Below are 26320 nucleotides of genomic sequence, written 5' to 3' on the forward strand. Positions count from 1 at the left end.
GAGGCTTCCGATAGTTATAATAACCCCAAAATCATGCCAAAAATAATGGCACTTTTCGGGCCGCTTTTAAGGATGAATGGCGGCCGTTTGTTCCGGTTTCTGAACGGTAAAACCGCGTTCTTCTTCTGAATTTTCGTAACCAACCTCTACCCCGAGTACGTAAAGCAGGTGTTTCCGGTCAATAATGACCCGAATGGAATCAATTTCGTAGACCTCATCTGTTTGTCCGGGCTGGTCGAAACCCAGTAACCACGACGAACCGCACCCACCGCCCCGAATGCCGACCCGTAAACCGTAGGTGTCCGGAATTTTGTTCGCCCGAAACGTGTCTAAAATTTGAACACGGGCTTCGGCCGTCAATTGAACCGGATTTTCGATACCTTCACGAAACATACGAAGTAAAAATTCTGTTTGCTTTCTGAAATTTACAAACTTTGCCCCACAATATCGCCACCCGTTTCCAGTTTTCCGTATACGGTTTTGTTACCGAACGAGCTGATCAATGCGGTCATAGAATCATTAACCGGTAATGGATCAACGAAAGCCGGAATCGACCATTGAAAATTACGTATGGACTTTATTCCTGATTTATTAAAATTGCTGGTTCCGGCCGGGCTTGTTTTATACGGCATGTATGTAACGGTGAAACTGATGCTCGAGCGCGAAACCGAAAAACAACGCGTTGATCTGAAAAAACGCTATGCCAGTGAATTGACCCCGTTGCGGTTGCAGGCTTACGAACGCATGGCCTTGTTTCTGGAACGCATCACACCCGCCAATCTATTGCTGCGATTAAGCGGAGAAGTGCCGGTGGCGCTGGAATTCCAGCAGTTGCTGCTGCGCGAAATCCGGGAAGAATACAATCACAACGTTTCCCAGCAGATTTACATGAGCCAGGCGGTTTGGGAAAACGTGCAAAATGCGATGAATGAGGTCGTTTTACTGATTAATGAAGCCGCCGGTGAAATCGCGCCGGAGTCACCAGCCCTGGATTTGTCCAAAAAGATTTTCGAGAAAATCATTCAGAAAAATAGTCAGCCGACGGCTGCCGGTCTCAAAGCCGTGAAAGACGAAGTGCAAACGGTTTTTCTCTAACGTACCCACGGACCGGCGGGCGGCCCCGTTTAGTCCGTGTTTTATCCCATATTCGAGTATCCTGACTTAAAAACACGGACTAAACGGGGCCGCCCGCCGGTCCGTGGGTACCTAAAATTTCGGAGGATAAGACCAGTGCTTCAGCCAGGCGGTTTTTATTGATAGCCAGCGGAATGCCTTCTTTTTCGAGTAAATAGACAAGTTGTTCCGTTGGTAAATTACCGGTCAAATCATCGGACGCCATCGGGCAGCCACCCAGACCGTGCAACGCACCGTCGATGCGACGAACGCCCGCCCGCAAAGCCGCCCGTACTTTTTCGGTGACCTGTTCCGGCCGGGAATGCAGGTGCGCACCGAACTCGATTGTCGGAAACGTGTCCAGTAAATAGTTGAATAACGTCTCGATTTCTGCGGGTGTCGAAGAACCAATGGTATCGGAGGGCGCAATGATTTCAATACCGGTTTGGGACAAACGTTCCGTAAACTGGCCAACGATTTCGGGACTGTATGGATCGCCGTACGGGTTACCAAATCCCATGGAAAGGTAAACCACCAACTGTTTCTGATGACTTACGCACAATTGCTGCATGGATTCCACGTCGGCAAAAGCCTGGGTGATGGTTTTGTTGGTATTGCGCAGTTGAAAGGTTTCGGAAACCGACAGCGGAAAACCGAGGTACTGAATCTCTGGATACGAAACCGCCTGTTCGGCTCCGCGCACATTGGCGACGATGGCCAGTAATTTTGTTTGGGTGTCGGTTAAATCCAGACCCGCCAGCACTTCCGCCGTGTCGCGCAGCTGCGGAATGGCTTTGGGTGACACGAAACTGCCGAAATCGAGCGTGTCGAAGCCAACCCGCAACAACGCATTCAGGTACCGGATTTTATCCGGAGTTGGAATAAAATCGGTCAAGCCCTGCATCGCATCGCGGGGGCATTCGATTAGTTTAAACGAATTCATGGTTTAAAATGGCGGATTTAAACGAAAGCTGGTTGATTTCAGGCCGTTAATTGACTTTTGCGGTGTAATTTTGCGGTTTTTACAAAAAAAGCAATCGAACTGGTTTTCCGTTGCCGGTGTTATTTCTGGTACCCTTGTATCCACGGACTGTCAGTCCGTGTTCGTTTTCATTCCAGCTATTTAGAATTAAAACACGGACTACCAGTCCGTGGGTACATAACAACAAGAAGAACAACAAATGCTTTATCCCGATTCATTTGAACAAAAATTAGGTTTCGATAAAATCCGCGACTTGCTCAGGCAGGCTTGTATGAGTCCGCTGGGGCAGTCGTATGTGGATAAAATCCGGTTTTCCGACAATTTCCAACTAATCGATAAAATGCTGCGGCAGGTGGCCGAGTTCAAAACCATCGTGCAGTATGAGCCGGAGTTTCCGTCGTCCAATTATTTAGATATTCGCCCGCAGCTTGGCAAAGTCCGGATCGAGGGCATGATGCTCACGGAAGAGGAATTCTTCGATCTGAAACTGACGTTGCGGACCATTCAGTTGTGCCTGCGGTTTTTGGCCGGAAAAGAAAAGGACGTTTACCCGTACCTGACCGAACTCGCGGATTCCATCACAGTTGATAAAAAACTGACCGACGCCATCGAGCGTGTGATCGACGACCGGGGCCACGTCCGCGATTCGGCCTCGCCGGAACTCGCCAGCATTCGCCGTCGCATCATTACCGAACAGGCGGGTTTGCGCAAAAAACTGGACGGAATCATGCGGAATGCCCGTCAGCAGGGCTGGATGCCCGACGATATTTCGCTCACGATCCGGAATGGCCGCGTCGTGATTCCGATTTCGGCGGAACATAAACGGCGACTGAAAGGCTTCATCCACGATGAATCGGCTACCGGGCAGACGGTTTTTATTGAACCGGCGGAAGTGTTCGATACCAACAACGAAATCCGCGAAATGGAGTACGAAGAACGGCGCGAAGTGGCCCGCATCCTGCGCGAGCTGACCGCCCTGATTCGTCCGTACTTGCCTGAATTGCAGCGCGCTACGACCTTTCTGGGCCTGATCGACTTCATTCGGGCGAAGGCTCGGTTTGCGCTCCAGATCGACGCTGGCATGCCGAAGCTGGTCAACCAGCCGTTGGTCGACTGGCTTCAGGCCCGGCATCCGTTGCTGCATCTTTCGTTTCAGAAACAGGGCAAAAAAGTGGTTCCGCTCAATCTGCTGCTCGATCCGGGGCAGCGGATTCTGATTATTTCGGGGCCGAACGCCGGGGGTAAATCGGTGGCGCTTAAAACGATCGGGTTGCTGCAATACATGGTGCAGAGCGGTTTGCTGATTCCGGTGATCGAAGGCTCCACGGCCGGAATTTTTCAAAACCTGTTCATCGACATTGGGGACGAACAATCGCTGGAAAATGACCTCAGTACCTACAGCTCGCACCTGACCAGTATGAAGGCGTTTGTGACGATGGCCAACCGCAAAACGCTGTTTCTCATCGACGAATTTGGTACCGGAACCGAACCCGGTTTGGGTGGAGCCATTGCCGAAGCCATTCTGGAAGAACTGACCAAATCGGGGGCTTATGGCGTCGTTAATACGCACTACACCAACCTGAAACTCTTCGCCGATAAAACAACGGGGCTGGTCAACGGCGCGATGCGGTTTGACGGCGAGCACCTGGAACCGCTCTACGAACTCGAGATTGGTCGGCCGGGCAGTTCGTTTGCGTTCGAGATTGCATCAAAAATCGGATTACCCAAAAACGTCATCGACCGGGCGAAGGAAAAGCTGGGTTCACAGCAGGTCAATCTCGAAAAACTGCTGAAAGAGCTGGACATCGAGAAGCGGGTTTTCGCCGAGAAAAACATGGAAGTCGGTATCAATCAGCGCAAACTGGCGCAACAACTGGCCGAAACCACCGCCCTGAAAACCCGGCTCGACAACGACCAGAAAAAACTGATCAACGAGGCCAAGCAGAAGGCCAAAGCGCTCGTCGCCGAAGCGAATCAGCGGATTGAAAACACCATTCGTGAAATCAAGGAGAACAAGGCCGAGCGCGACATGACGCGGCTGGTACGGCAGGAACTGGAACAGTTTGATAAAAAAGAACTGAAGCAGGAAGCCCTGGTTGATGAGGTAAAACCGGCAAAGACGAACGTCGAAGTTGAAGAATTTTTGCCCGATTCCGGCGCTATCGGTGTGGGTAGCTTTGTGCAGATCAAGGGGCAATCGACAATTGGTGAAGTGCTGGCCTTGCGTGGGAAGGATGCCGAAATCCGGATTGGTGATCTGAAATCCACTGTCAAGCTAAACCGCCTGGAAAAAGTCAGCCGGAAAGTTTACCGCGAAGCCGTCGGCGAAACCGCCCGCCCGAAAATGCAGGGCATCGACCTGAATGAGAAGATGATGAACTTCAGCTTCAACCTCGACATTCGGGGTCAGCGGGGCGAAGAAGCGATGGTGGAACTCGATAATTTTATCAACAATGGCCTGATGCTCGGCTATTCCGAGCTCCGGATTGTGCACGGCAAAGGCGATGGCATTCTGCGAACCTTAGTCCGAAACCACCTCCGAACCTTTCCGCAAGTGATTTCCATGAAAGACGAACACGCCGACCGGGGCGGGGCGGGGGTGACGGTGGTGAAACTGTCCTGAACTTAGATTACGCGGATTCAGGGATTAAGAGGATATAAAATGGACTGCGGTAGCTATCCTCTTAATCCTTTAATCTGCGGAATCCCAGTTCAAGACTCATAGATCTCCGCCAGCGTCAACGTAATCCCCAATTTCTTCAGCTTAATTGTAGCTTCCAGACCATCATAAATCGTGTATTTCCAAAAGTCCGCCGAACGTTCGTAGACTTCGATGCCGTAGTGTTTTTGGGAAACCAGCAAATAATACTGCAGTGACGGTATTTTGAAGTATTCAAACCGTTTGTGGTAAATATCCGTCCGTTGTGAAGATTCGGAAAACACTTCGATCAACAGACTGGGCGAACGAACGACGGTTTCTGAATCGTCGGCTTGATCGGCGGGTTCGCAGGTGTAAATCACATCCGGATAAACGTATTTCTCACCGGTTTTTAGTTTCTGCTTGATGCTTTGGGAGTAAACGCTGCATCCGCTTTTTTTTGCGACTGCTCTTAACGCAAAGGTTAGATTTTGCACAATGGTATTATGCCGTTTGGTCGTTCCAGCCATGGCGAATACTTCCCCATCGATGTACTCATAGCGGACTCCTTCCTCCCGTTCCAGCGCTTCGTACTCTTCGAAGGTGTACAATTTTTTCCCTGTATCCGTAACCATAGAAAATCCGTAACCTCTTGCTTTCCTAAAAATAGCAGATTGTGGTTAAACAGTCACACCCTTTGACGGTTTAGTCTCCGACAAGTAACGCGACACCATGAAGAAAGGATGGATTATTGCGCTCGGCCTGCTGCTGATTGGCTTCGCTGGCGCTTACATTTGGTACCAGCGTCAGCAGAAAAAGGCCGCCGATGAACCGCACGGAACTGTATTGACGCCCCGGCTGGAACTGGCGTCTTTTCTGATTACCGATATTGAAGACGATCACATTTCCATGACGATGAAGTTACTGATCGACAATCCGTTGCCGGTCGGATTCAAAGCCTCGAAAGTGGATTACGAACTGTATATCGACACGGCAATGGTGATGAAAGACAGCTACCGCAAAACCGTCGAACTGGAAGCGGGTGACAGCACGATGATTACCTTACCGGCGAAATTGCTCTACAAACGACTGGAATACGTCCTGAAACAGCTGGATCAACAGCATGTGGATAGCACGGTTTACACGATTCGCTCGACCTTTGATCTGGACGTACCGGTGGTGGGCCAGCGGACATTTTCGGTAAAAGCGGAAAAGAAGCTGCCAACGTTCTACATCCCAACCGTCAAAATAACCGATATCAGCTTTGGTAAAATCGGGTTTAAGGAAACCGATCTGGCCGTTAAAGCGGATATCGAAAACCGCAATAAAATACCCTTCAGTTTCAAAGATGCGAAGTATGTCGTCAGCATCGACGGCGACGTGGTGGCGGAAGGAAGCCAGCCGGAACCGCTATTGATCAAAGCGCAGGCTGTTACCCCGGCGGTTTTTCCGGTGACACTCAAACCCGGTACATTCGACAATGTGGCCTGGAAAGCCTTGTTTAAAAAGAAAACCACCAACTTCCTGGTGGTTTTCCGGAGTAAGCTGATCACCAAAGAGGGCAACAGTGCCCTGGACGACAGTCAGATCGTTAATCGGATCAAAGGCACACTGGCCGACCTCAAAGAACTGAAAAAGTGACGCGCGGAGTTTTCGCCTTGTTAGAAAAAAGCGTTTCTTTACCCGTTATTTGACTAGCTGCTCTGAGCTTCGCATTTCGATCGATTGTATGAATTTCAAACGCTTTCTTCCTCATTTAATAGCCGTCATTGGATTTGCGGTTTTGGCCGTTGTTTATTGCTCGCCCGTCTTGAAGGGCAAACGATTGAACCAACATGATATCATTCAGTCGGTTGCGGCCAGTCGCGAAGTAGTCGAATTCCACAAGCAAACCGGCGAATGGGCCTGGTGGACCAACAGTATGTTCGGCGGAATGCCCACCTACATGATTGCCGGTGATTACCCTACCAGCCTGACGCATAAACTCGGTCAATACATCAATCTGCTGCTGCCCGATCCGGCTAACTACCTCTGGCTGTTGATGTTGGGCGGTTATATCCTGTTGCTGGCGCTGGGGGTCAATAGCTGGCTGTCGGCGCTGGGGGCGGTGGCCTACGCGTTTGCGTCGTATACCTTGCTCAGCCTGGAAGCCGGTCACGTGTCGAAAATACTGGCGCTGGCCTATGCACCGGAGATTCTGGCGGGCGTGATCCTGGCGTTGCGGGGGCGGTATCTCGCCGGAGCGGCCCTGACGGCCTTGTTTCTGGGGCTTGAATTATACGCCAATCACATTCAGATTACCTACTATCTGGCCTTCGGAATTATTATTTATGTGCTGATTGAAAGCATTGTCGCCATTCGCGAAGGGCGTGTTCGTTCGCTGGTGTTGTCGTTGTCGGCACTGGCCGCAGCCGCCATTCTGGCCGTTGGAACCCACTCCACGCGGCTCTGGAATGCCGCTGATTACGTGACGGTTACGACCCGCGGGAAATCGGAGCTGACCATTTCGCCAAAATCTGAAACCGGCGCTCCGGCGGCCACCGCGCCTGCTCCGTCCGGCGGTCTGGACAAGGAATACGCGTTTCAATACAGCTACGGCATCGGCGAGACGTTTACCTTGCTCATTCCCAACTACGCCGGTGGGCCGACGGTGGGATCGCTGACGACGGATTCGGAAACGTACAAAAAAATGACCGGAATCGGTGTCGATCCGGGCATGGCACAGCAGTATGTGCAGCAACTTTTTCTGTATCATGGCAATCTCTATAGCCAGAGTGGTCCGGCTTACGCGGGTGCCATCGTTATTTTTCTGTTTGTTCTGGGATTGATCATTGTTCCCGGACGCCTGAAATGGTGGTCGCTGGGCATTGCGATTTTGTACATCGCCTGGGCCTGGGGCAAAAACTTTCCGGCTTTCAATTACCTGCTTTTCGATTATTTCCCCGGTTTCAATAAGTTTCGGGCGGTGACGATGACACTCACCCTGGCGCAATTGCCGCTGGTGCTGCTGGGTATTCTGGCGCTGAAACAGATCGTGGATAAAAAGCTGACGGCGGCCCAACTCAACCGGCCTTTGCTGATTAGCCTGGGCGTAACCGCTGGGTTATCGCTGTTGATGGCACTGGCCCCCACGATTTTTCAAAGTTTTCGAGGACCCAATGACGAGATGATGCTGGGGAATCTGGAGCAGGGATTACAGAATAAAAACCTGGCCGAACAGGTCGTTTCGGCCATGGTCGACGACCGCGTCGGCATGTTCCGTGCTGATGCATTCCGGTCGGCCTTCCTGATTCTGGTCGTGGGAGCGCTGATCTGGTTGTTCGTGCGGGATCGCATCAAGTCGGTTATTTTCTACCCGGTTTTGATGGCGCTGATGATTTTTGATCTTTTCAATGTCGATAAGCGGTATTTCAATAACGACGATTTTGTAAGCAAGCAATCCATTCAGGAAACCGTTACGCCAACGGCCGCCGACGAGCAGATTCTGGCCGACAAAGCCCTGGATTTCCGGGTGCTGGATGCTACCAGCAGTTTTATGAGTGATGCGAAAGCGTCTTATTTCCACAAATCGCTGGGTGGTTACAATGCGGTGAAAATGCGTCGCTATCAGGAATTGGCGGAGTTTCAACTGTATCGGAATTTGCGGCAGACGCCGGACGCTCCAAATTATTTCAACGTGATCAACATGCTGAATACGAAGTATTTGATTACGCAAAGTCAGCCTACCAATCAGCAACAGGCACCGGGGCCGCCGGTGGCGCAACCGAATCCCGGCGCGTTGGGAAATGCCTGGTTTGTGGCCGATTACCGGCTGGTGCCGAATGCCAACGCCGAAATGCAGGCCCTCGATAGCCTGAACACCCGCCAGTCCGCCGTCGTCGATCAGCGGTTTGCCGAACAACTGAGTGGGTTGAAAATCCAGCCCGATTCCGCCAATGTGATCCGCCTGACCAGCTACAAACCCAATGAACTGACCTACGAAAGCAATGCCAAAAGCGAGCAGCTGGCGGTTTTTTCCGAAATCTACTACAACGTCCGTGATGAATGGAAAGTGACCGTCGACGGCCAGGAAATGCCCCACCTGCGCGCCAATTACGTATTGCGGGCACTGCGTGTTCCGGCCGGAAAACACACGATCGTTTTCAAATTCGACCCGGTTTCAATTCGCGTCGGCAAAGTAGTCGATCTGGTGTGTTCCCTGTTGATTATTGCCTTCATCGGAACGGCGGTTTTTTTCGAACGGAAGCGTAAGAAAAGCGCGTAGATCGTTTTTGATTCATCGGATACTGAATTGAGCCTGAGTGATTCCCGAAATCGCTCAGGCTTTTTTGTTGTTGGTCAACTCGCAACGGTTTTCGGCACGCGGGTCAACTGCCGGATCGAAACCAGATGGCCGAGTAAAACCAGTGGCACGATCACACCAGGCAATCCAACAAAAGGGAATTTTAACACACCCACATTCGGCTGATCGAACGCCAGTTGCTGAATGGGCAAGGGCGCGGCCAGCACCGCGTGTGCTACAATATTGGTTAGCAACAGGAGCGCCAAAATGTTCCACAGTAATAATTTCGTACGGGCGGCCGGCGTTTTCTGCGACGCCCAGTAAGCAGCCAAAGGCGCCGTAATTCCGGACAGAATATCGAAATTCCTGCCCTCGAACGTCATCAATTCAGGAATGAAGTGATGGGTAAATAAACCGTAGAGAACCAGTTCAACTGGTATCCGAACGATGTTCAGCCAGGTCAGGGTTTGGAGCGGAAGCTGATCCAGAAACTGGCGGGTGGTTTTAGTCAGAAACAGAACCAGAATGAGTGTAAATGGCGGCACAATCACCAGAAAAAACCGGGGTGGCACCGCATCCGTTTTCAGGAAAAAACCGCTTTGAGCCAGCACCAGCAAAACCGCCAGCCAGGTGATTATAGCAAAAAAAATAAAACCGGCTTTGGATGGGATCGCTTTGCGAAGCGCGGAGTAAAAAACCGCCAGCGTGATGATCATAATTCCGCTGAAACAAAGGCTCAGCCAAAGGGGCGGATTTGTGTAGAGGTGTGAAAGATTGGGGTGCATTTTGTTTACCGGTTTTGGTTTGATGCGGTAAAACAAGACCGCAAAACGGTAACATTCGTGCGTTTTGGGGATTGATTCAACGAATGGTACCGGATTCGATAATGAATGGTCAGCCGACGGCAAGCTGTTGGAGCCATTTTCGGAATTCCAGGTTCCGGTATCGACTGACCATAACGGTTTCGGCGAGCTGGTTTTTGTGCAGAGACGGGGTCAGTGTAACGATCAGTTTGCGGTTGCTGTCATCCTGCACGCTTCGGACGGCCTGGACGGACACGATAAACTGTCGGTTCAGTTGAAAGAAATGATGGGCGGGAAGCCGACTTTCGAGTTTTGAAAAGGAATTGTAATTGGTGGTCAGTTGCTGCCCATCGGTTTTTACCAGCAAAACAACGCCCTGCGTCGAGAAAAAATACGCGATTTCTTCCGGCCGAAAACGGAGTTGGCGGGCACCGGTATCGATCAAAACCGCTGCGTCCAAAACCGGTCGGGCCGATTGTTGCAAATTTGCCAGTTTGCCGTTGAGTTCTTCGGCGGCCTGTTGTTTTTCGAGTCGAAAAGCCTGTAGTAGATACAGCCCGACATAACCACCGTTGATCAGCGTCGCGATGGTGATGCAGACAAAAATCCCGGATGTCAGTTGCACCGAATTAGGCCAGAAACCGGAATACAACCGGATGGCGCCGGGAAAAACGACTGAAAACGTCAGTAACGTAGCCAAACCGCCCAGCAGAATTTGCCGCCCAATGCGCCGGGTTGGGTGGTAGGAAAATGGTAAGCGTCGGTCGAGCAAGCTGAAAATCAGGAGGTTAACCGACCAGTACGACAGGATTACCGTAGTCACCGTCAGAAAATAAGCGATCGGAAACCGGTAATCGGTTTGCCACGGAAACCGCCGGTAAAATACCACATGCGAAGCAATTGTCGCCAAAACCGGGACCAGAATCAGCAGCAAAACTCCGTGTTGGCGACGGCTCAGCGGTTCCATGCGTATTTTTGGTGGCCTTTTTTTGTATCTAAAACCAGAACGGTTTTCTTGCTGTTATTCATCAAACGAAAAGACATGGAACCAGACGAAACCGCACCGGAATCGGACAAACTCGATCGAATTATCGACGCCCGGATGAAACTCAAACGGCGGTTCGAGGAAGCGATCCAGAACACGCCGTCGATGATCGACGAAAAACCGCTGGGCTCGGGTCCGCCGAACCGCCACGGGATGCCGAAGATACCAAAAAGTCAAACGGTTACGAAAAAATGGCCCGTTCTGGACCTCGGCCATCATCCGCGCATTCCGCTGGAAAAATGGCAATTGGCCCTCGACGGTGAAGTGGAAAATCCAACCCGTTTGAAGTGGGCCGATTTTATGGCGTTACCCCAAACAAAGGACGTGAGCGATTTTCACTGTGTTACGACCTGGTCGAAGCTGGATGTTCCCTGGGTGGGGGTGCGGTTTGCCGATCTGGCCGCGCTGGTGATGCCCAAGGAAACTGCCACGCACGTGATGTGCTACGGTTTCGACGGTTATTCAACCAACCTTTCCCTGGCCGAAGCGCTCAAACTGGATGTGTTGCTTGTTCATACCGCCGAAGGCCAGCCGCTGCCGCTCGAACACGGTGGCCCCGTCCGGATGATTACGCCCCAGCTCTACGCCTGGAAAGGCTCCAAATGGATCAAACGCATCGAATTTATGGCCGGAAACCGCCTGGGATTCTGGGAAGAACGCGGCTACTCCAACACCGCTTACCCCTGGCGGAATGATCGGTATAGTTGAAGAGTTGCAATTGTTTCGCGGAGTTAAGCGGAGAAAAAAGGAGTTACGCAGAGTTTTTTAATTAATTTCTCCGCTTAACTCTGCACTCTCCGCTCACCTCCGCGAAACAGCCTTTAGCTCATTAGATACTATTCTCCATGAACGCGTAACACAGCATGTGGCAGATCGTCATGTGGGCGTCTTCCACGCGGCCGTAATGCTGGGAGTCGATGGTGATGACTTCGTGGGCCAGGTCGGCGAGTTTGCCGCGTTTGCCGCCTACCAGCGCCACGGTCGTCAGGTCGTGGTCATTGGCCCATTGAACGGCTTTGACCAGGTTGGGCGAACTCCCGCTGACGCTCATCGTCAGCACCAGATCACCCGGTTTGGCGTAATTTTGCAATTGCCCCACAAACACGTCATCGTAGGAATAATCGTTGCCGAGCGCGGTAATCCAGGCCGTGTTGTCGTTCAAAGACAGACACCGAAACCGCTTGCCGAGCCGGTCGGAAGCGCCTTTGCCCAAATCCGTAATAAAATGGGACGCATTGGCCGCGCTGCCGCCATTGCCGAAGACAAAAAACTGCCGATCTTCTTCCCAGCAGGTTTTCAGCAACTTGACGATTTGTTCGACGCGATCAACCGGAATCGAGTCAATGGCAGCCTTGTGGTGACCGAGGTATTGTTCAAAATACGTTTGCATACAAGAAAGAGTAGTTGAAGGGTTTTGGAAAGGCCAAACGGAATGCAGCCTTCGTTTTATAAACTTAAAGCACCAATCGGTACGGTATTTTCGCCCAGTTCGGCCAGTCGGATGGCCGGGCCGGGTTGAAAAGCGCCCATGATGTACGTTGGCAGTATTTTTTCAACGGCAGCCCGCAGTGGTTCGCCGGTCAGCGACAGTCCTCCGCCCAGAATTAGTACGTCGGGATGCAGCAAATGGACTACGTGCGAGAGTGCAAAAGCGAGATCGTCGGCAATTCGCTCAAAAATCCGCCGGGCCGTTGGGTCGCCCTGATCGAATGCTTCCCGCAAAAACCGGGCTTCACCGGTTTTTTGCGTTCCGACCAATTGCTTCAGAAGAGAATCGGTTGACAGATCAGCAATGGCGTGCCGGATTTCCTGATCGACGGCCCAGCCGGAGCAAACCGACTCGAGCGTCGTACCGGTTTTGTCCAGCCGGATGTGGCCGATTTCGGTTTCGCCCGGCGGCATGCCGTGGTAAATTTGCCCGTCGACGATCATCCCGCCCCCCACACCACTACCCAGTGTGACGTAAAATACCTGGCGAAAATGGCGTCCGGCGCCGTGCGTCGCTTCGCCCAACGCGGCCACATTGGCGTCGTTTTCCACCCGAATCCGTTCGGCGGATGTCCGCTCGCGCAGCCAGTCGGCCAGGCCGAATCCCGCCCAGCCTTCGATCTGATGGGAAGTGGCAATTCGCCCGGTCTGGGTGTCCACCGGCCCGCCGAAGCCGACACCGACGGTTTGAATGGGTGCGGGAATTTGCTGAATTGCTTCGTCGATGTGTTCCAGAATACCGGATGCGCCCCGGGATTTGTCGACCGTAAACCGAAAATGGTGCCTGATCGCCGTTCCTTCGCCCGCGACGACCTGCAGTTTTGTACCGCCTATTTCAATGCCAAGATTCATTCTGTTGGACGGATGATCCGCCATGCCGGGGGCAACCTGATTTGTTCGAGAAATTAACTGGTTTGTGACGAATCACCCGGCAAAGTAAAGAAGAAAAAAATTATTGGAGGGTATCTTTCTGCAGTTGCGGCTCATTTCGTTTGGTCAGGGCCGGAAGTTGGATGGCCGGGCCGTTTTCCCAGGAATCCGCGCCGGTGACGGGCGAACGGCCGAGAATGTCGCTGCGCATTTGCTGTTTTTCCGAAGTCACTATTTTTAAGCGATTATCCCGGTTTTGGAGCAGGTTCGGATCAAGCTGACCATCGCGCGTGAAACCCATCATCAGCGCCGGGCCACCGAAAGGCAAGGTCGAATCCGATTCGGTTTGCCACGTTTGCCAGGTTTTTCCGTACGACGATACCAGTTCCGCCATCAGGTCGTGCTCGGCTTTCGGAGACAGATCGGGCGCTACCAACTGACCACTTTTGACTTCGTACCGATAACTGTGCCAGAGCTTCTTTTCGTCGTCGGGCAAGGTTTTAAATAAGCGTTCGGAAACGATGTATTCGACTCCCGCCAAACGAGCTTCTTTCCCATTTCCGTCAAAAAGTACACATTGCCGAAGATCTTCGTGAACGGCCGTGCAGTAGCGGTGAACCTCCCTTTGTTCGGCCCGTCGGCCACTGTAAAAATGAAAACCGCTCAGGTACGTTTCAAAGCGTTTTACGGGAATTTGATTGGCAACAGCACTCGTTTCTACCCGCGATATTTCTACCGGAATGGAGTCTTTATTTGTCAACGATTGACGATTCGATGAGGCATCATTTCCCCCGCAAGCCACCAATAGTGTGGCCAAAATAACAGTCAAAAATAACCTGGTCATTGCGATTGATTACGCGTCTCAACTCTACAAATCAGAACCGTTTCCGATCCAATTTGTTTGGCGAGAATCACAATGAGGAAATTACATTTTCGTCGTGTAATTTGCCAGTGTTACCGGTTTTTTAACTGAAATTTAAATCTAAATTAATTGTATGTCGAAATAAATTTTGGTTAATTTAAATGAAAAGGCTGCTTTTCCTGATTGATCATTTTTGAATTGTGAATAAGCCCTAAAATCAACAAACCGATCACAATGGCAATGATAATCTGCAGTGAAGAAATCAGATTAAATTGGGACGAATCACTCTTTGAATCCTTAACAAGGCTCTGTCCTTCAGTGTATTGTATTTTTGTCAGATCGTTAAGGCCCTGAATTAACTGTTGAAAAATAAGCGAGCCCGTTTCATTGAATAATTTACTTCCTGCAACTTTATTGTCGGCCTGACTGAGCTGCAAAATTTGGTTTTCAAACAAGGCGTAGCTTTTAATCTGCTTCTTAAATGCCTGAAGACTTTTCGCTTCTTCAGTGATCAGAAACGTTTTTTCGTAGTTCCGAATCAGCGAATCGATTGACCGGTTTTGTGCCCGAAGCTGGAACGCAATTTCGGCCGGTGTTGAAGTCTGGTTCGAAAAAAGATGCTTTTCGACCAAAAGCCGTTTCGTATACAGGTTTTCGCTTAGATAAACCATATCGACCGCGGGAATAAGCCGATCCTGATAAATCGAGGAAAATGACTTGTCAATATCTTTAATCGTATTTCTCGACAGAAAAGTGCTCAGAATAATGAGCGCCATAATGCCCGTCAGCAGAACCGCAGCCTTTATTTTTTGCTGAATCACAAAGGACCATTTCATAATCAGATGGATTTAATCACGGGCAGCTACCGGTTACCTGCCCCGCTGTATTAGTTAACGAAAGTAAGATTATTTCTATATAAATTTTCATTCGCCGACAAGGCTCTTTGCCCAATCCGGGAAAATGATAAATTTGTTAAAAATCACTTCGATGGCTCTTTCCCGGGAAAAACGCAAACAACTGGCCCATGCCCTCGCGGGCGTTATTATTCTTCTGAAGGCTTTCGATAAGGCCGAACACGGGCACATGATTCTGGGTAGTCTGTTGGGAATCATCGGGGTAACGATCATCCTGTTGACCATCTACCATCACCGGCTGGCGCAGTATATCAAAAGCTTTGACGCGCTGGTTTTTCTGGCCGAAGCCGTGGTGTTGGGCATCGTCAGCGGCTTGTATTTTCACGATGGGAAAACCGGTCTGCCGTATGCCTACGCGCTCGCCAGTGTGGCCTACCTGACCGCTGCAATCCTGTTTTTCCGGCGAACCAAGCCCGATGACCACCTGGAAGCCGATCCGAATCCATGACTGACGGTTTTTCTGATCTAATCTCCCCGCCGACTTCTCAAAAACCGCTTGCTCATTTCAGTAAAACGGCCTTGCGGTGGACATCGGTGCTGCTCGTGGCGACGGTTTGGGCCAGTGCCGCCTTATTCGGTTTATACATCCTGGCCTTCTACGCGGCTGCCCTGTACGAAGGCAACATGGAGCGCTGGAACAACGTGTTGCCCCGACTTTACGAACGAAGTACAACGGCGGCCACAACCGGCATCGGTCTCCATTTTGCAATGGGCGGTATCATTCTGGTGCTGGGAAGTATTCAACTGATCGATGCGGTTCGAACTCGTTTTCCGGTGTTGCACCGCTGGATTGGGCGGTTGTACGTACTGTCGTGTCTGCTGGCGGCCGTCGGTGGACTGGTTTTCATTGCCCTCAAAGGCACGATCGGCGGCTTGGTGATGAACATCGGTTTTGGGCTCTACGGCGTCCTCATGTTCCTCTCGGCGGTCCAGACGTATCGGTATGCCGTTCGGAGAGACACGGATCGGCACCGGATCTGGGCGCTGCGGCTATACGCGTTGGCGATCGGTTCGTGGCTGTACCGCATGGACTACGGTTTCTGGCTTTTGCTGGCCGATGGCGCGGGCCATACGCGATCGTTCAGCGGGCCTTTTGACCAGGTGATGGCTTTTTTCTTCTATATCCCCAATCTGCTGGTCGCCGAGCTTTTTAGCCGGGCGCGTTCGTATACCGCGTCGCCCATTCTCCGGATTGGCGCGTCTTTTACGCTGCTGTTCGCGACCGGTTTTTTGCTGATCGGTACGTATTATTTCACGTTGTATTACTGGGGACCCGCTATTCTGGGCTGGCTGACGGGGGGCTGATTTGTTAAAAAACAATCTCCTGCGTCAGGTACGTCGCCTGATTGTCGCCATTGATCCGAACCGTCGCCGTTAGCGGTTTTTTGTTCCAGTTGATCGTAAATAAACCGTAATTCAGGTCGAAAACCACCTGGCCAACGCGCAGTGCATTCGGTTCTTCGCGGGGTTTGGAAGTGTGCGTCAGGCCGCTGCTGGTGATGTCGTACAAGTCATAACCTAGCCCCGGAATGCTTATTTTCGAAATTTCGGCAATGTGCCGGTCGCCACTGATCAGCATCGTACCCTTTGGTTTGGTTTTTCCCAGCAAATCAAAAAACCGCTGGCGGGCCGTCGGGAAATTTCCCCATTTTTCGTACACATGCTCGTTGGCCAGAAACTGAATACCGCAGCCAATGATATGAACATCGGCGTCCGAGTGAGTCAGTTGTTTTTCCAGCCACTGCCACTGCGTTTCACCCAGAATATCACCGGAAGGGTCAGGGGTATTGGTTTTATTGACTTTCTTCAAGGGGTCCCGGAAATACCGCCCATCGAGCAGAATCACTTTGACACGCTGGCCTTTGGGACCATAGGTGTTTGAGGAATAAGCCCCTTCCTGCTGCCGCAGCGGACTGCGGGCGGGCACATCCAGAAAATCGAGCATCAACTGCTGGCTTTCTTTCCGGCGCGGGTATTCTTTTCCGCCATCGTTGACACCATAATCGTGGTCGTCCCAAACGCCAATAATCCTGGTCGACTGCCGCAATTGGGCATAAACCGGATTGGCTTTCTGCTTGTCGTACTTGGCTTTCAGCGTGTCCATCACTTCCGAATCGCCGTAAATATTGTCGCCGAGCCAGATCCAGACGTCCGGTTTCTGGGCCACGATATCGTCCCACAGGGGTTGGGGCCGTTTCTGGTCGCTGCACGAACCGAATGCAATCGTGGTGACTGGGTTTTGACCAGCCAAAGCCGTTTTTTTCGTTTTCGGGGTACGGCACCCTGCCAAAATGGTGCAGCCAATCAGGCCGAGCGTGACTAATGTTTTCATCGAATGGAAAGGGCCGGGTTATCAAAACGCCACTTCCTGCGTCAGATACGTCGCCTGATTGTCGCCATTGATCCGAACCGTCGCCGTTAGCGGTTTTTTGTTCCAGTTGATCGTAATGAGGCTGTAATTCAGGTCGAAAACCATTTTGCCGACGCGGTACGCATTCGGTTGTTCGTATGGTTTGGAGGTGTGCGTCAGGCCGCTGCTGGTGATGTCGTACAAGTCATAACCTAGCCCCGGAATGCTTATTTTCGAAATTTCGGCAATGTGCCGGTCGCCACTAAGCAGCATCGCACCCTTTGGTTTGGTTTTACTCAACAAATCGAAAAACCGCTGGCGGGCCGTCGGGAAATTACCCCATTTCTCGGACGTGTGATCGTTGGCCAGAAACTGAATGCCGCAGCCAATGATATGAACATCGGCGTCCGAGTGAGTCAGTTGTTTTTCGAGCCACTGCCACTGCGTTTCGCCCAGTATATCGCCGGTTGGGTCGGGGGCATTGGTTTTATTGACTTTCTTCAAGGGGTCCCGGAAATACCGCCCATCGAGCAGAATCACTTTGACGCGCTGACCTTTGGGACCATAGGTGTTTGAGGAATAAGCCCCTTCCTGCTGCCGCAGCGGACTGCGGGCGGGCACATCCAGAAAATCGAGCATCAACTGCTGGCTTTCTTTCCGGCGCGGGTACTCTTTACCGCCGTCATTGACGCCATAGTCGTGATCATCCCAAACGCCAATGATCCTGGTCGACTGCCGTAACTGGGCATAAACCGGGTTGGCTTTCTGCTTGTCGTACTTGGCTTTCAGCGTGTCCATCACTTCCGAATCGCCGTAAATATTGTCGCCGAGCCAGATCCAGACGTCCGGTTTTTGGGCCACGATATCGTCCCACAGGGGTTGGGGGCGTTTCTGGTCGCTGCACGAACCAAATGCAATCGTGGTGAGCGGTTTTTGACCCGTCGAAGCTGCCGTTTCGGTTTTCGGCGTACGGCATCCCGCCAATGCAATCCCGCCAATCAGGCCGAGGGTAAAAAGGTTTTTCATGGAAAGTCAGGGTCGTTGTTCCCGCAAATGTAAAAAAGTTGACCCGTTTCCGAGCCAACTTCACGGTTTGTTAATAGCGGAAGGCGGTTACCTTATTGATTGGTCTGCGACGTAAACGTACTCTCGAAAATCTTGTCGGCATTTCCGGCTTCAAAACCGTCGCGCCGGTGTTCGCGCCGGATCTGGTCGGCGGGGAGATGCCGGAATTCGGGCAACACGCGCCGTTCGGCAAACTCGACGTATGAACCGGCAATGCGATGGGTTTGTCCGTCGGCAAATTCCGCATCGATCAGTTGCGCCACCGTCGACGCTTGCAGCAAGCCTTCGTCGGGGCTGATTTTGATCGTACCGCCCGCGCTGTTGAGTTTAAAGCCGCGCCGTTCCAGAAAAGCGACAAACTCCTGAATGGTGTTGTAACCCGGTTTCAGGTTGTGCACGCTGATCGTGAAATGGTTCAGGTAATAGCGGTTATAGATTACCCAGGCGGCATATTCGCTTTCTTTCAGCAACGTCAGGTAATCGTCGAGCGTGGGGATTTGCCAGAGCGGCTGGTGCAAAAACCGGTCGACGGCCTGGGCATCGTCCAGGTCCAGCGTATCGACCGGATCGAAAACGACGGTATCGGTATACTTGTAAATGATGTGTTGGGCTTCGTCCGATAAATCCCGCACCCGCAGTTCGCTGACGAAAATACGCGGGTAATGCGGTTTTGGCGGACTGTACCAATACGCGTTCAGTTTCTTTTCCTTGAAATCGTACGGTTCGCGTTTTTCGTAGCCGTAATGCAGAAAGATCTTTTCGAACGACTGAATGCCGAGACTCGGCAGCCCCATCGTCCGGAACGCAATGTGATCGTTTTCGATGTCATCCGGTTTTTGAATGACCTTTTCGTCGATCAGCGCGTCGATGATGCCCAAGACATCGGGAACGCGCTCGCTGTAACGGGTCATCAACCCGTTCAGAACGGCATCGAGGGTTTTAAGTCTGTTGGATGGAGTGGTCATGTTATATCACAATTAGTCACCAGGCAAGTTATAAATAGTAACCATTAATTGGCTGAACGAGTCGAGGTCTGGTCATGAAACTCACTTACGGTGTATCTTGTTAAAAAACGGTAGTTGCGTTATCTTTAGTAGGTAATTCGTATCGCTCTTAAAAAATGGCTGTGGAACAAAATACATTAACTTCCGGGAAACTGAGTTCTTTACAGCTTCATATGCTTCGGGCATTTGATCGGGAGTTGACGGAAGAGCAGGAAAAAGAAATCAAACAACTCATCGCCGATTACTTCTTCCGATTGGTGGATCAGGAAACAGACGAAATCGAAACGCAGAAGAAATATACTTCCGACGATTTTGAAAAAATGGCGCGTGGCCATCGCTGAATTCTTATCGATAACCGGAGAAATGATTGTCGTTATTGACTCAAACTGTTTGTCGGCTTCTATTGGAAAAAGCTCACCCTATCGCTGGCTTTTCGATGCACTGCGAAACAAGGAGTTTGAATTTGGTATTTCAACCGATATTCTGGCCGAATACGAGGAACACCTTGCAACTTATTACAGTTTAAATCTGGCCCAAAACGTCACGGAAGGTTTGCTGAACAGCCGAAACGCCATTCTGGTTTCGCCCAGTTTTTTCTGACATTTGATTGAAGCTGATCACGATGACGATAAGTTTGTTGATTGTGCGGTAGCTTGCCAGGCCGATTACATCATCACATTTGACAAACACTTCGATGTGCTGAAAAAGATCGAATTTCCGAAGGTTAACCCGATCACTCCTCCCGAATTCTTTACCGTTTTATATCCCAGATGAGGTGATCATTCGACTACCACCTCATCCACGGATACCGCCGTCGGCAGGCCTTCGCGGGGAAAACCGGCGGAGGCTGGTCCGGCATTTTTGGCCTTGATACGGACGTAGCGCGCCCGGGCGGTTTTGAAATCGGCGACTACCGGCAATATACCCCACGATCCTTCCAGCGTATACTTGACCGGTTGACTGATCGCGTCTTTGTAGGTTGTTCCGTCCTGCGACAGACCAATTTCGACGGAAGTGGGCGGGAAATCGTTGTACGAAATACGCTTCAGAAAGTTGGCGGAAATCTTCGTAACGGGCCGGACGTCGCCCAGATCAATGGTTACTTCCAGGTCTCCGCCCGATACGCTCACCCATTCCGATTTGTTTCGGGGACTTTGCGCCACCTGCCCGTCGGTTAGCTTTTTCTTGTTCGGATCAGACTTTTCGGCGGCCGCATTGGCGTAGGTGTATGATTTGCCTTTCGCCCGGTGGATGTAAAACGTTTCTTCAAATTGGGCACCGGCCGAACTGATGGCTTTGATCGTCGTCGTTTTTTTCAGGGCAATGGGCGTGAAGTATTCCGTCGAAGATGTCGAGGGTTGCTTGCCGTTGGTCGTGTAATACATCTTGCTGTCGGAATCGAGTTTTTCCAGCCGAACCTGCAATTGGTCGGCGTCGGTGAACTGCGTGACGGCCCGGATGTCGAGCAACCGTTTGGAATAATTGACGTTCAGGTACGACAACCGCTTCAGGTGTTCTTTCAGCCGAACCGCAAAATCCTCAAAATTGCGCGGCCCCTGCGGAATCCAGCCGATTTCGGCCAGCGCCGACGCCCGCGGAAAAACCATGTATTCGACGTGTTGCGTCGTCGGAATGTATTCCGTCCAGACATTTCCCTGCACACCCAGAATGTATTTCTGCTGTTCGGGCGTCAGTTCGGCGGGCGTGGGTTCGTAGCTGTAGACTTTCTCGATCGGCAGAAAACCGCCCCCGGCCAGTGGCTCCTGCACCGGATTGCCCTGATACTGATCCAGATAGCAGAAGTCGCCGGGTGTCATCACCACGTTGTGCTTTTGCTTGGCCGCTTCGATACCGCCTTCGGTGCCGCGCCAGCTCATGACGGTCGCGTTCGGTGCCAAACCGCCTTCCAGAATTTCGTCCCAGCCGATGATGGCGCGGCCTTTCGAGTTGACAAACTTTTCGATGCGCTGAATGAAGTAGCTCTGCAATTCGTGTTCGTCCTTGAGTTTCAGTTTCTTGATCAGATCCTGACAAAACGCGCTGGCATTCCAGGCGTCTTTCGGGCATTCGTCTCCGCCGATGTGGATGTATTTGCCGGGAAACAGCGCCATTACTTCCGTCAATACGTTCTGCAAAAACGCGAAGGTTGACTCGTTGGGGCAATACACATCCTTGAAAATTCCCCAGCGCGTGGCCACTTCGTATTTTTTTGCCGGATCGCAGGAGAGTTCGGGATACGACGCCAGTGCCGCCAGCGCGTGGCCGGGCATTTCAATTTCCGGAATGATCGTGATGTGACGGGCAGCCGCATACCGAACCACCTCCGCAATTTGGGCCTGCGTATAAAAACCGCCGTATTCTTTGCCGTCGTATTTGAACGGATAATTTTCAGCGTTGTGACCGACGACGGTTTCTTTGCGCCGGGAGCCAATCTGCGTCAGTTTGGGGTATTTCTTGATCTCGATCCGCCAGCCCTGATCGTCGGTCAGGTGCCAGTGAAAGGTGTTGAATTTATGCATCGCCATCAGGTCGATAAACCGCTTGACGAATGAAACCGGCATGAAATTTCGGCTCACATCGAGCATCAAACCGCGATACCCGTAGCGTGGCCGATCGAGAATCTGGCAGGCCGGGATGTTCCAGGCGACGTTATCGACTTTTGCCGGACTGAAAACCGCCGTTGGCAGCAGCTGAAGCAACGTCTGAACCGCATAAAAATACCCCTTCGGCGTTTCGGCTTCCACCACCACCCGATCCGGCGAAACGTTCAGGATATAGCCTTCCGGGCCGCATTTTCCGGTTTTATGGGCCTGAAAGACAATGTGTTTGCCTTTTGCTAACGCGGGTGATGCCGGAGCTACGGCTATTGGAAAACCGCTGACGGTTTTTAATTGATTGGCCAGCGTTTGGGCGGCTGCCCGCTGCCCCGCATCTTTCGCATTCACAACGATCCGTGTTGCCGTTGAAACGGTAAAATGGCCGTCTTTGCCCGCAAACTGGGCAGGGAAGGGGAGTAGGTTATAGGCGTTATCGGATTGGGCAATCAGGGAAAAGGAAATCGAAAGGCACAACAGGAAGGCAACGAGTCGGTTCATGCAGGAAAAGGACGGTGGTTGGCGAAAATCAAAGATAGGTAAAAAACGGGCTGGCACTCCCGGATTCATACTAAACGGCTTAAACTGGTTCCTGAAGCGTCAGCGGAAGCCGGATGACGACCCGCGTTCCGGCCGGTTCCTGATCGTCGTCCACTTTGTCGATCATGGCCACGCCCGCTTCTTTTCCGCTCCGTTGCTGAATCAGTTGCAGCCGTTCTTCGGTCACTTTCAGCCCCACACTCTGGTGCGAGGTGGCCGAACTCCGTTTAAGCGCTGCGGATTTTTGCCGCCCCACGCCGTCGTCGTCGACCATGCATTCGAGCTGTTCGCCCACGGGTTTGATGCAGACCTGAATGAAGCCCCGGCTTTTTTTGTGGGCAATTCCGTGCAGAATCGCGTTTTCGATGTATGGCTGAATGATCATCGGCGGAATGGCAACCCGCTCCTGATCGAGCGACGGATCGGTTTCAATCGCGAAGTCGAATTTATGATTAAACCGCAGTTGCTCCAGTTCCAGATACAACTGAAGCTGCTCGGTTTCGCTCGCCAGCGGCACCCATTCCTGCCGCGAATTGCCAAGAATAAGCCGCATCAATCGCGCAAATTTGACGAGGTATTTATCGGCATTATCACTGTCATTCTGCAACACAAAAAGCCGCACCGCATTCAACGAATTATACAGAAAATGCGGGTTCATCTGCGAGCGCAATGCCTTCATTTCCGACATCGCAATGCGTTCGCGCAGGTCGCTTTTTTCCTGTTGTTCCTTCGCCACCCGCCGGTTTCGCCACTGGGCGATGAAAAATACCAACGCAATCAGCGCGGCCAGGGCGGCCGTGCGGAACCACCACGTTTCCCAGAACGGCGTTCGAATTGTAATCCGCAGTCGATAGCCTTCCCGGTTCCAGATGCCGTCGTTGTTGGCCGCAATGACGTGCAACACGTAGTCGCCGGACGGCACGTTGGTATAACTGGCGAAGGGCCGGGTGCCGGTCTGGTTCCACTTCTCTTCGGAGCCTTCGAGCCGATAAGCGTACCGGTTGGCGCCGGGATTGTCGAAATTGAGCGCGGCCATTTCGAAGCTGAACTGGTTCTGGTCGTGGTCGAGCACGATGTCCGGTGGAGTGGCCGAAAGGTTGCGCAACAGTTCGCGGCCATTGACTTTGAACGAAGTCAGATAAACCGGTGGCACAAAGCGATTGATCCGGATTTTTCCGGGCTGAATGTACACCAGATCGCGCATGGCACCGAAATAGAGCCGCCGTTTGCCATCGCGTTCGCTCGATCCGGATTCAAATTCGGAGGTAGGTAACCCGTCGGCTTCGTCGAACGGAACAAACCGGAGTTGCTTGATGTCGGTCACGGCTACGCCGTTGGAAGTGCTGACCCAGAGCGTGTCACCGGTCATTCGCAGACCGGCAATGTCACTGTTGGGTAACCCATGTCGGGTGGTGAAAACATCGAATTTTTTGGTGGCTTCGTCGAGCCGACCCAGGCCATTATCGCTGCTGACCCACAATTTGCCGGTTTCATCTTCGGCAAAATCCGTGATGCCTTCATCGGGCAAACTGTGTAGATCGTCTTCGTTATGAATGTAGGTATCCAGCAGTTTCAGATCAGGACTGATTTTGTAAACCGGCCCTAAACCGCCCACCCACAGGTTGTTAAAGCGGTCGAGGTACATGGTATTGTAATTTTTGCCGGGCAGTTTCCGAATGCGTTCGTCGTTGAATTGATTCAGAAAGAGGTTGGTCTTCGGGTCGTAGATGGTCAGCTTTTCGTTGGAGCCGATAAAAACCCGGCCGTCGCGGTTCTGAATGACACTGAAAACCTGACTTCCGGCCACAAAATCGCGTCGTTTGGGGTTGAAGGGCGGATAGTTGTCCAGATCATCCGGAGCGGGCAAACAGGGGATTTGCTCGAATAAGTGCGTGGTGGTGTCGAGCCGACTCACCCCGGTTAAGTGCCCGACCCAGATCTTACCGGTTTTTTCGGCCAGTACCGTGTAGGCCAGATTGTTGCCAATGCTCTTTGGATTCGCCGGATCGTGCCGGTACAGCCGGTACGTTTGCCGGGTGGGATCGATCATCGTCAATCCGTCGCGGGTGGCAATCCAGAGCCGGTCCTGTTCGTCGAACGAAAGCGAGGCCGCATCTTTCCCCAGTGTTGAAACCGGATGGTACCCAACGTCGTCGAAGAGAGAACGGAACTTGTCGATCTTCGGATTGAACCAGCTTAGCCCCGCGTCGTCGGAGCCAATCCAGATAATGCCGGACTGATCTTCAAACAGGGTTTTCAATGAATTTGAAACCAGGCTGCGGGGATTGTTTTCGTCGTTTTTATACCCTAGAAACCGGTTTTTCTTCGCATCGTACCGAAACAAGCCTTCGCCGGCGGTAGTGATCCACACATTTTCATTTTTGGTAATCAGGATCGATGTAATACCCCGGCCCGCATCGATGGGTAACCGTCGGAACAGGCCGGTGGTCGGATTCAAAACCGCCAATCGCCCCTGACGAGTCCCCACGTAGATCTCGCCCAAACGGGGATGCCGCGCGATGGATAATACGTAATTGTCGGGTAATGATGTCGGTACGGATTCGTCGTGGCGAAAAATCCGGAACTGTTTTGTCTGCCGGTTGTACGCGTAAAGCCCGGCCTGGGTACCGATCCAGAGGTTGGTGTCATCAATCAGCAAATGCCGAACCGAACTGGCCGTCTGACGGTCGGCGGAGTCGGAGGGAATGGCTAACAAACTCGATTTTTCGGTAACCGGATTGAACGTTACCACGCCGTTGTTGGTGCCGAACCACAACAGCCCGTCGGGGGTTTGCGCGATTGTGCGGACGAAATTACACCCTTCGCCCAGATTGGTAAAATAAAACCGCTTGATTGCCTGGGTTTTAGGGTCAATACGGTTCAGCCCTCGTTGCGTACCGACCCAGATGATCCCATCGCTGGATTTGAAAATGCTGCGGGTGATGCGGTGCGTGAGCGATTGTGGATTACCGGTTTGGGGCGCATAATTGATGCAGCGCAGGCCGTCGAAGCGGGTGACGCCGTTGACCGTTGCAATCCAGATAAAACCCAGATCATCCTGGGTAATAGAAGAGGTAAAATTGGTGGCCAGACCCATTCGCAACGTCAATCGCTGAAACGACAGCGTGGGTGCCTGCGCCCACGATTGGGTACACAACAGCCAAAGTATCAACAGCAACGCCGGGCGTCGTTCGGTAATCATTGAGCCAATAGAGAGGAAATACGTAGCCGAAACCGCTCGTTGTTTTTTCCGATTTTCCAAGCGAAGCAAATGTACTACGAAAACTAATCATCCGGGAAGGCTTTGGTTACATTTAGTATATACGCGGGTAAAAGCGTGACGAGCATTTGAACCGTTCGAAAAACCGCAAATGGAACGAAAGCGGTTTTCGAACGAAAGCGAATTCCGCCAGATTGCCGTGATCAATTCGACCGCAGCCGAAAAACCGCTCCGTTGATCGTTTCATCGATTCGCAACTGACACGCCAGCCGACTGTCGGCATCGGCATCGGGCAGCGTGTCCAGCAAATCACCTTCGGCATCGTTGATCGGGGGCAATGCGTCGGCACCTTCCAGCACCGCAACGTGGCAGGTGGCGCACAACGCCATGCCTCCGCAGGTTGCCAGGATGGGATATTCGGAGGCTTTCAACACTTCCATCAGGCTCAGGCTGATGCCTTCCGGAATTTCAATCGGCTGCCGGTCGCCGGTTTGGTCTTCAATTGTGAGGTGGATCATGGGGGAGAAGTGAGAGGTTAGATGGGAGACAA

General features: G+C 51.9%; 25 protein-coding genes. 10 read left to right on the plus strand and 15 right to left on the minus strand.

All coding sequences use genetic code 11. The features are described 5' to 3' along the window. Positions 1–66: 66 nt before the first annotated feature. Entirely contained in the window at positions 67–393 is a 327-nt protein-coding gene (locus EHT25_RS24970) for a HesB/IscA family protein (protein ID WP_124877916.1), read from the minus strand. A gap of 177 nt (positions 394–570) precedes the next feature. Here EHT25_RS24970 and EHT25_RS24975 point away from each other — a divergent pair, with 177 nt between their 5' ends. Further along, positions 571–1095, plus strand: coding sequence for a DUF7935 family protein (locus tag EHT25_RS24975; RefSeq protein WP_124877917.1), 525 nt, complete (start codon positions 571–573; stop codon positions 1093–1095). Between the two features lie 79 nt (positions 1096–1174). Here EHT25_RS24975 and EHT25_RS24980 read toward each other — a convergent pair whose 3' ends face one another. Beyond that, positions 1175–2056 carry a hydroxymethylglutaryl-CoA lyase gene (locus EHT25_RS24980; RefSeq protein WP_229311788.1) on the minus strand — a complete coding sequence of 294 codons (882 nt, stop codon included), beginning with the start codon at positions 2054–2056 and terminating at the stop codon, positions 1175–1177. A 238-nt stretch (positions 2057–2294) separates the two neighbouring features. Between EHT25_RS24980 and EHT25_RS24985 the strand changes: the two genes are divergently transcribed. Continuing rightward, a complete protein-coding gene (locus tag EHT25_RS24985; RefSeq protein WP_124877918.1) occupies positions 2295–4718 on the plus strand; it encodes an endonuclease MutS2 in 2424 nt (807 codons plus the stop codon). Between the two features lie 89 nt (positions 4719–4807). On the opposite strand, the gene EHT25_RS24990 is transcribed toward EHT25_RS24985, so the two are convergent. Next, positions 4808–5368: a Uma2 family endonuclease gene (locus EHT25_RS24990; protein ID WP_124877919.1), complete on the minus strand. Its 561-nt coding sequence runs from the start codon at positions 5366–5368 to the stop codon at positions 4808–4810. A 97-nt stretch (positions 5369–5465) separates the two neighbouring features. Between EHT25_RS24990 and EHT25_RS24995 the strand changes: the two genes are divergently transcribed. Beyond that, positions 5466–6374, plus strand: coding sequence for an LEA/WHy family protein (locus EHT25_RS24995; protein WP_124877920.1), 909 nt, complete (start codon positions 5466–5468; stop codon positions 6372–6374). A gap of 88 nt (positions 6375–6462) precedes the next feature. Beyond that, positions 6463–8997, plus strand: coding sequence for a YfhO family protein (locus tag EHT25_RS25000; RefSeq protein ID WP_124877921.1), 2535 nt, complete (start codon positions 6463–6465; stop codon positions 8995–8997). Positions 8998–9071: 74 nt separating this feature from the next. Here the strand turns inward: EHT25_RS25000 and EHT25_RS25005 are convergent, their stop codons facing one another. Next, positions 9072–9800, minus strand: a complete 729-nt coding sequence (locus tag EHT25_RS25005) for a DUF8737 domain-containing protein (protein ID WP_124877922.1) — start codon at positions 9798–9800, stop codon at positions 9072–9074. 109 nt (positions 9801–9909) lie between these two features. After that, positions 9910–10785, minus strand: a complete 876-nt coding sequence (locus tag EHT25_RS25010; RefSeq protein ID WP_124877923.1) for a LytR/AlgR family response regulator transcription factor — start codon at positions 10783–10785, stop codon at positions 9910–9912. A 75-nt stretch (positions 10786–10860) separates the two neighbouring features. Here EHT25_RS25010 and EHT25_RS25015 point away from each other — a divergent pair, with 75 nt between their 5' ends. Then, entirely contained in the window at positions 10861–11571 is a 711-nt protein-coding gene (locus EHT25_RS25015) for a molybdopterin-dependent oxidoreductase (protein WP_124877924.1), read from the plus strand. 121 nt (positions 11572–11692) lie between these two features. Here EHT25_RS25015 and EHT25_RS25020 read toward each other — a convergent pair whose 3' ends face one another. From EHT25_RS25020 to EHT25_RS25035, 4 genes are all read right to left on the minus strand, one after another. Further along, entirely contained in the window at positions 11693–12253 is a 561-nt protein-coding gene (locus EHT25_RS25020; RefSeq protein ID WP_124877925.1) for a D-sedoheptulose-7-phosphate isomerase, read from the minus strand. Between the two features lie 56 nt (positions 12254–12309). Further along, positions 12310–13203, minus strand: coding sequence for an ROK family protein (locus tag EHT25_RS25025; protein ID WP_124877926.1), 894 nt, complete (start codon positions 13201–13203; stop codon positions 12310–12312). Between the two features lie 100 nt (positions 13204–13303). Next, positions 13304–13981: an OBAP family protein gene (locus EHT25_RS25030; protein WP_229311789.1), complete on the minus strand. Its 678-nt coding sequence runs from the start codon at positions 13979–13981 to the stop codon at positions 13304–13306. A 254-nt stretch (positions 13982–14235) separates the two neighbouring features. Then, positions 14236–14919 (minus strand): MCP four helix bundle domain-containing protein, encoded by a 684-nt coding sequence (locus EHT25_RS25035; protein ID WP_124877928.1) that lies wholly within the window; start codon positions 14917–14919, stop codon positions 14236–14238. Between the two features lie 124 nt (positions 14920–15043). On the opposite strand from EHT25_RS25035, the gene EHT25_RS25040 reads away from it, so the two are divergent. Together EHT25_RS25040 and EHT25_RS25045 are read left to right on the plus strand one after the other, a co-directional pair. Continuing rightward, complete coding sequence (locus EHT25_RS25040) at positions 15044–15445, plus strand: hypothetical protein (RefSeq protein ID WP_124877929.1); 402 nt, start codon at positions 15044–15046, stop codon at positions 15443–15445. Next, the gene (locus tag EHT25_RS25045; RefSeq protein ID WP_124877930.1) at positions 15442–16302 is read left to right on the plus strand and encodes a DUF2306 domain-containing protein; all 861 of its coding nucleotides are present in this window, start codon (positions 15442–15444) and stop codon (positions 16300–16302) included. The genes EHT25_RS25040 and EHT25_RS25045 overlap by 4 nt, the downstream gene beginning before the upstream one ends. A 4-nt stretch (positions 16303–16306) precedes the next feature. Here EHT25_RS25045 and EHT25_RS25050 read toward each other — a convergent pair whose 3' ends face one another. The 3 genes from EHT25_RS25050 to EHT25_RS25060 all read right to left on the minus strand — a co-directional run bounded on the left by EHT25_RS25050 (position 16307) and on the right by EHT25_RS25060 (position 19377). Further along, the gene (locus tag EHT25_RS25050) at positions 16307–17329 is read right to left on the minus strand and encodes an alkaline phosphatase D family protein (RefSeq protein ID WP_124877931.1); all 1023 of its coding nucleotides are present in this window, start codon (positions 17327–17329) and stop codon (positions 16307–16309) included. 21 nt (positions 17330–17350) lie between these two features. After that, the gene (locus EHT25_RS25055) at positions 17351–18373 is read right to left on the minus strand and encodes an alkaline phosphatase D family protein (protein WP_124877932.1); all 1023 of its coding nucleotides are present in this window, start codon (positions 18371–18373) and stop codon (positions 17351–17353) included. 92 nt (positions 18374–18465) lie between these two features. After that, on the minus strand, positions 18466–19377 hold the full coding sequence (locus tag EHT25_RS25060; protein ID WP_124877933.1) for a DUF1338 domain-containing protein: 912 nt from the start codon (positions 19375–19377) through the stop codon (positions 18466–18468). A gap of 155 nt (positions 19378–19532) precedes the next feature. Between EHT25_RS25060 and EHT25_RS32785 the strand changes: the two genes are divergently transcribed. From EHT25_RS32785 to EHT25_RS33505, 3 genes are read left to right on the plus strand one after another with little or no spacing between them, the layout of a single operon-like run. Then, on the plus strand, positions 19533–19757 hold the full coding sequence (locus EHT25_RS32785; RefSeq protein WP_510186269.1) for a DUF8507 family protein: 225 nt from the start codon (positions 19533–19535) through the stop codon (positions 19755–19757). A gap of 22 nt (positions 19758–19779) precedes the next feature. Beyond that, entirely contained in the window at positions 19780–20016 is a 237-nt protein-coding gene (locus tag EHT25_RS25065) for a hypothetical protein (protein ID WP_124877934.1), read from the plus strand. Between the two features lie 3 nt (positions 20017–20019). Beyond that, complete coding sequence (locus EHT25_RS33505; RefSeq protein ID WP_374756172.1) at positions 20020–20190, plus strand: hypothetical protein; 171 nt, start codon at positions 20020–20022, stop codon at positions 20188–20190. Positions 20191–20195: 5 nt separating this feature from the next. On the opposite strand, the gene EHT25_RS25070 is transcribed toward EHT25_RS33505, so the two are convergent. The 3 genes from EHT25_RS25070 to EHT25_RS25080 form a co-directional block, all read right to left on the minus strand. After that, the gene (locus tag EHT25_RS25070; RefSeq protein WP_124877935.1) at positions 20196–22511 is read right to left on the minus strand and encodes a glycoside hydrolase family 20 protein; all 2316 of its coding nucleotides are present in this window, start codon (positions 22509–22511) and stop codon (positions 20196–20198) included. Between the two features lie 79 nt (positions 22512–22590). Continuing rightward, positions 22591–25752, minus strand: a complete 3162-nt coding sequence (locus tag EHT25_RS25075) for a sensor histidine kinase (RefSeq protein ID WP_229311790.1) — start codon at positions 25750–25752, stop codon at positions 22591–22593. A gap of 221 nt (positions 25753–25973) precedes the next feature. Beyond that, positions 25974–26288: a 2Fe-2S iron-sulfur cluster-binding protein gene (locus tag EHT25_RS25080; RefSeq protein WP_124877936.1), complete on the minus strand. Its 315-nt coding sequence runs from the start codon at positions 26286–26288 to the stop codon at positions 25974–25976. Positions 26289–26320 lie beyond the last annotated feature (32 nt).

It is taken from the genome of Larkinella rosea, from assembly GCF_003858635.1.
Lineage (GTDB): Bacteria > Bacteroidota > Bacteroidia > Cytophagales > Spirosomataceae > Larkinella > Larkinella rosea.

Excerpts from the sequence above, each read along its gene's own strand:
- EHT25_RS24970 (WP_124877916.1), bottom strand. The coding sequence starts at position 393 with ATGTTTCGTGAAGGTATCGAAAATCCGGTTCAATTGACGGCCGAAGCC.
- EHT25_RS24975 (WP_124877917.1), top strand. The coding sequence starts at position 571 with ATGGACTTTATTCCTGATTTATTAAAATTGCTGGTTCCGGCCGGGCTT.
- EHT25_RS24980 (WP_229311788.1), bottom strand. The coding sequence starts at position 2,056 with ATGAATTCGTTTAAACTAATCGAATGCCCCCGCGATGCGATGCAGGGC.
- EHT25_RS24985 (WP_124877918.1), top strand. The coding sequence starts at position 2,295 with ATGCTTTATCCCGATTCATTTGAACAAAAATTAGGTTTCGATAAAATC.
- EHT25_RS24990 (WP_124877919.1), bottom strand. The coding sequence starts at position 5,368 with ATGGTTACGGATACAGGGAAAAAATTGTACACCTTCGAAGAGTACGAA.
- EHT25_RS24995 (WP_124877920.1), top strand. The coding sequence starts at position 5,466 with ATGAAGAAAGGATGGATTATTGCGCTCGGCCTGCTGCTGATTGGCTTC.
- EHT25_RS25000 (WP_124877921.1), top strand. The coding sequence starts at position 6,463 with ATGAATTTCAAACGCTTTCTTCCTCATTTAATAGCCGTCATTGGATTT.
- EHT25_RS25005 (WP_124877922.1), bottom strand. The coding sequence starts at position 9,800 with ATGCACCCCAATCTTTCACACCTCTACACAAATCCGCCCCTTTGGCTG.
- EHT25_RS25010 (WP_124877923.1), bottom strand. The coding sequence starts at position 10,785 with ATGGAACCGCTGAGCCGTCGCCAACACGGAGTTTTGCTGCTGATTCTG.
- EHT25_RS25015 (WP_124877924.1), top strand. The coding sequence starts at position 10,861 with ATGGAACCAGACGAAACCGCACCGGAATCGGACAAACTCGATCGAATT.
- EHT25_RS25020 (WP_124877925.1), bottom strand. The coding sequence starts at position 12,253 with ATGCAAACGTATTTTGAACAATACCTCGGTCACCACAAGGCTGCCATT.
- EHT25_RS25025 (WP_124877926.1), bottom strand. The coding sequence starts at position 13,203 with ATGAATCTTGGCATTGAAATAGGCGGTACAAAACTGCAGGTCGTCGCG.
- EHT25_RS25035 (WP_124877928.1), bottom strand. The coding sequence starts at position 14,919 with ATGAAATGGTCCTTTGTGATTCAGCAAAAAATAAAGGCTGCGGTTCTG.
- EHT25_RS25040 (WP_124877929.1), top strand. The coding sequence starts at position 15,044 with ATGATAAATTTGTTAAAAATCACTTCGATGGCTCTTTCCCGGGAAAAA.
- EHT25_RS25045 (WP_124877930.1), top strand. The coding sequence starts at position 15,442 with ATGACTGACGGTTTTTCTGATCTAATCTCCCCGCCGACTTCTCAAAAA.
- EHT25_RS25050 (WP_124877931.1), bottom strand. The coding sequence starts at position 17,329 with ATGAAAACATTAGTCACGCTCGGCCTGATTGGCTGCACCATTTTGGCA.
- EHT25_RS25055 (WP_124877932.1), bottom strand. The coding sequence starts at position 18,373 with ATGAAAAACCTTTTTACCCTCGGCCTGATTGGCGGGATTGCATTGGCG.
- EHT25_RS25060 (WP_124877933.1), bottom strand. The coding sequence starts at position 19,377 with ATGACCACTCCATCCAACAGACTTAAAACCCTCGATGCCGTTCTGAAC.
- EHT25_RS32785 (WP_510186269.1), top strand. The coding sequence starts at position 19,533 with ATGGCTGTGGAACAAAATACATTAACTTCCGGGAAACTGAGTTCTTTA.
- EHT25_RS25065 (WP_124877934.1), top strand. The coding sequence starts at position 19,780 with ATGATTGTCGTTATTGACTCAAACTGTTTGTCGGCTTCTATTGGAAAA.
- EHT25_RS25070 (WP_124877935.1), bottom strand. The coding sequence starts at position 22,511 with ATGAACCGACTCGTTGCCTTCCTGTTGTGCCTTTCGATTTCCTTTTCC.
- EHT25_RS25075 (WP_229311790.1), bottom strand. The coding sequence starts at position 25,752 with ATGATTACCGAACGACGCCCGGCGTTGCTGTTGATACTTTGGCTGTTG.
- EHT25_RS25080 (WP_124877936.1), bottom strand. The coding sequence starts at position 26,288 with ATGATCCACCTCACAATTGAAGACCAAACCGGCGACCGGCAGCCGATT.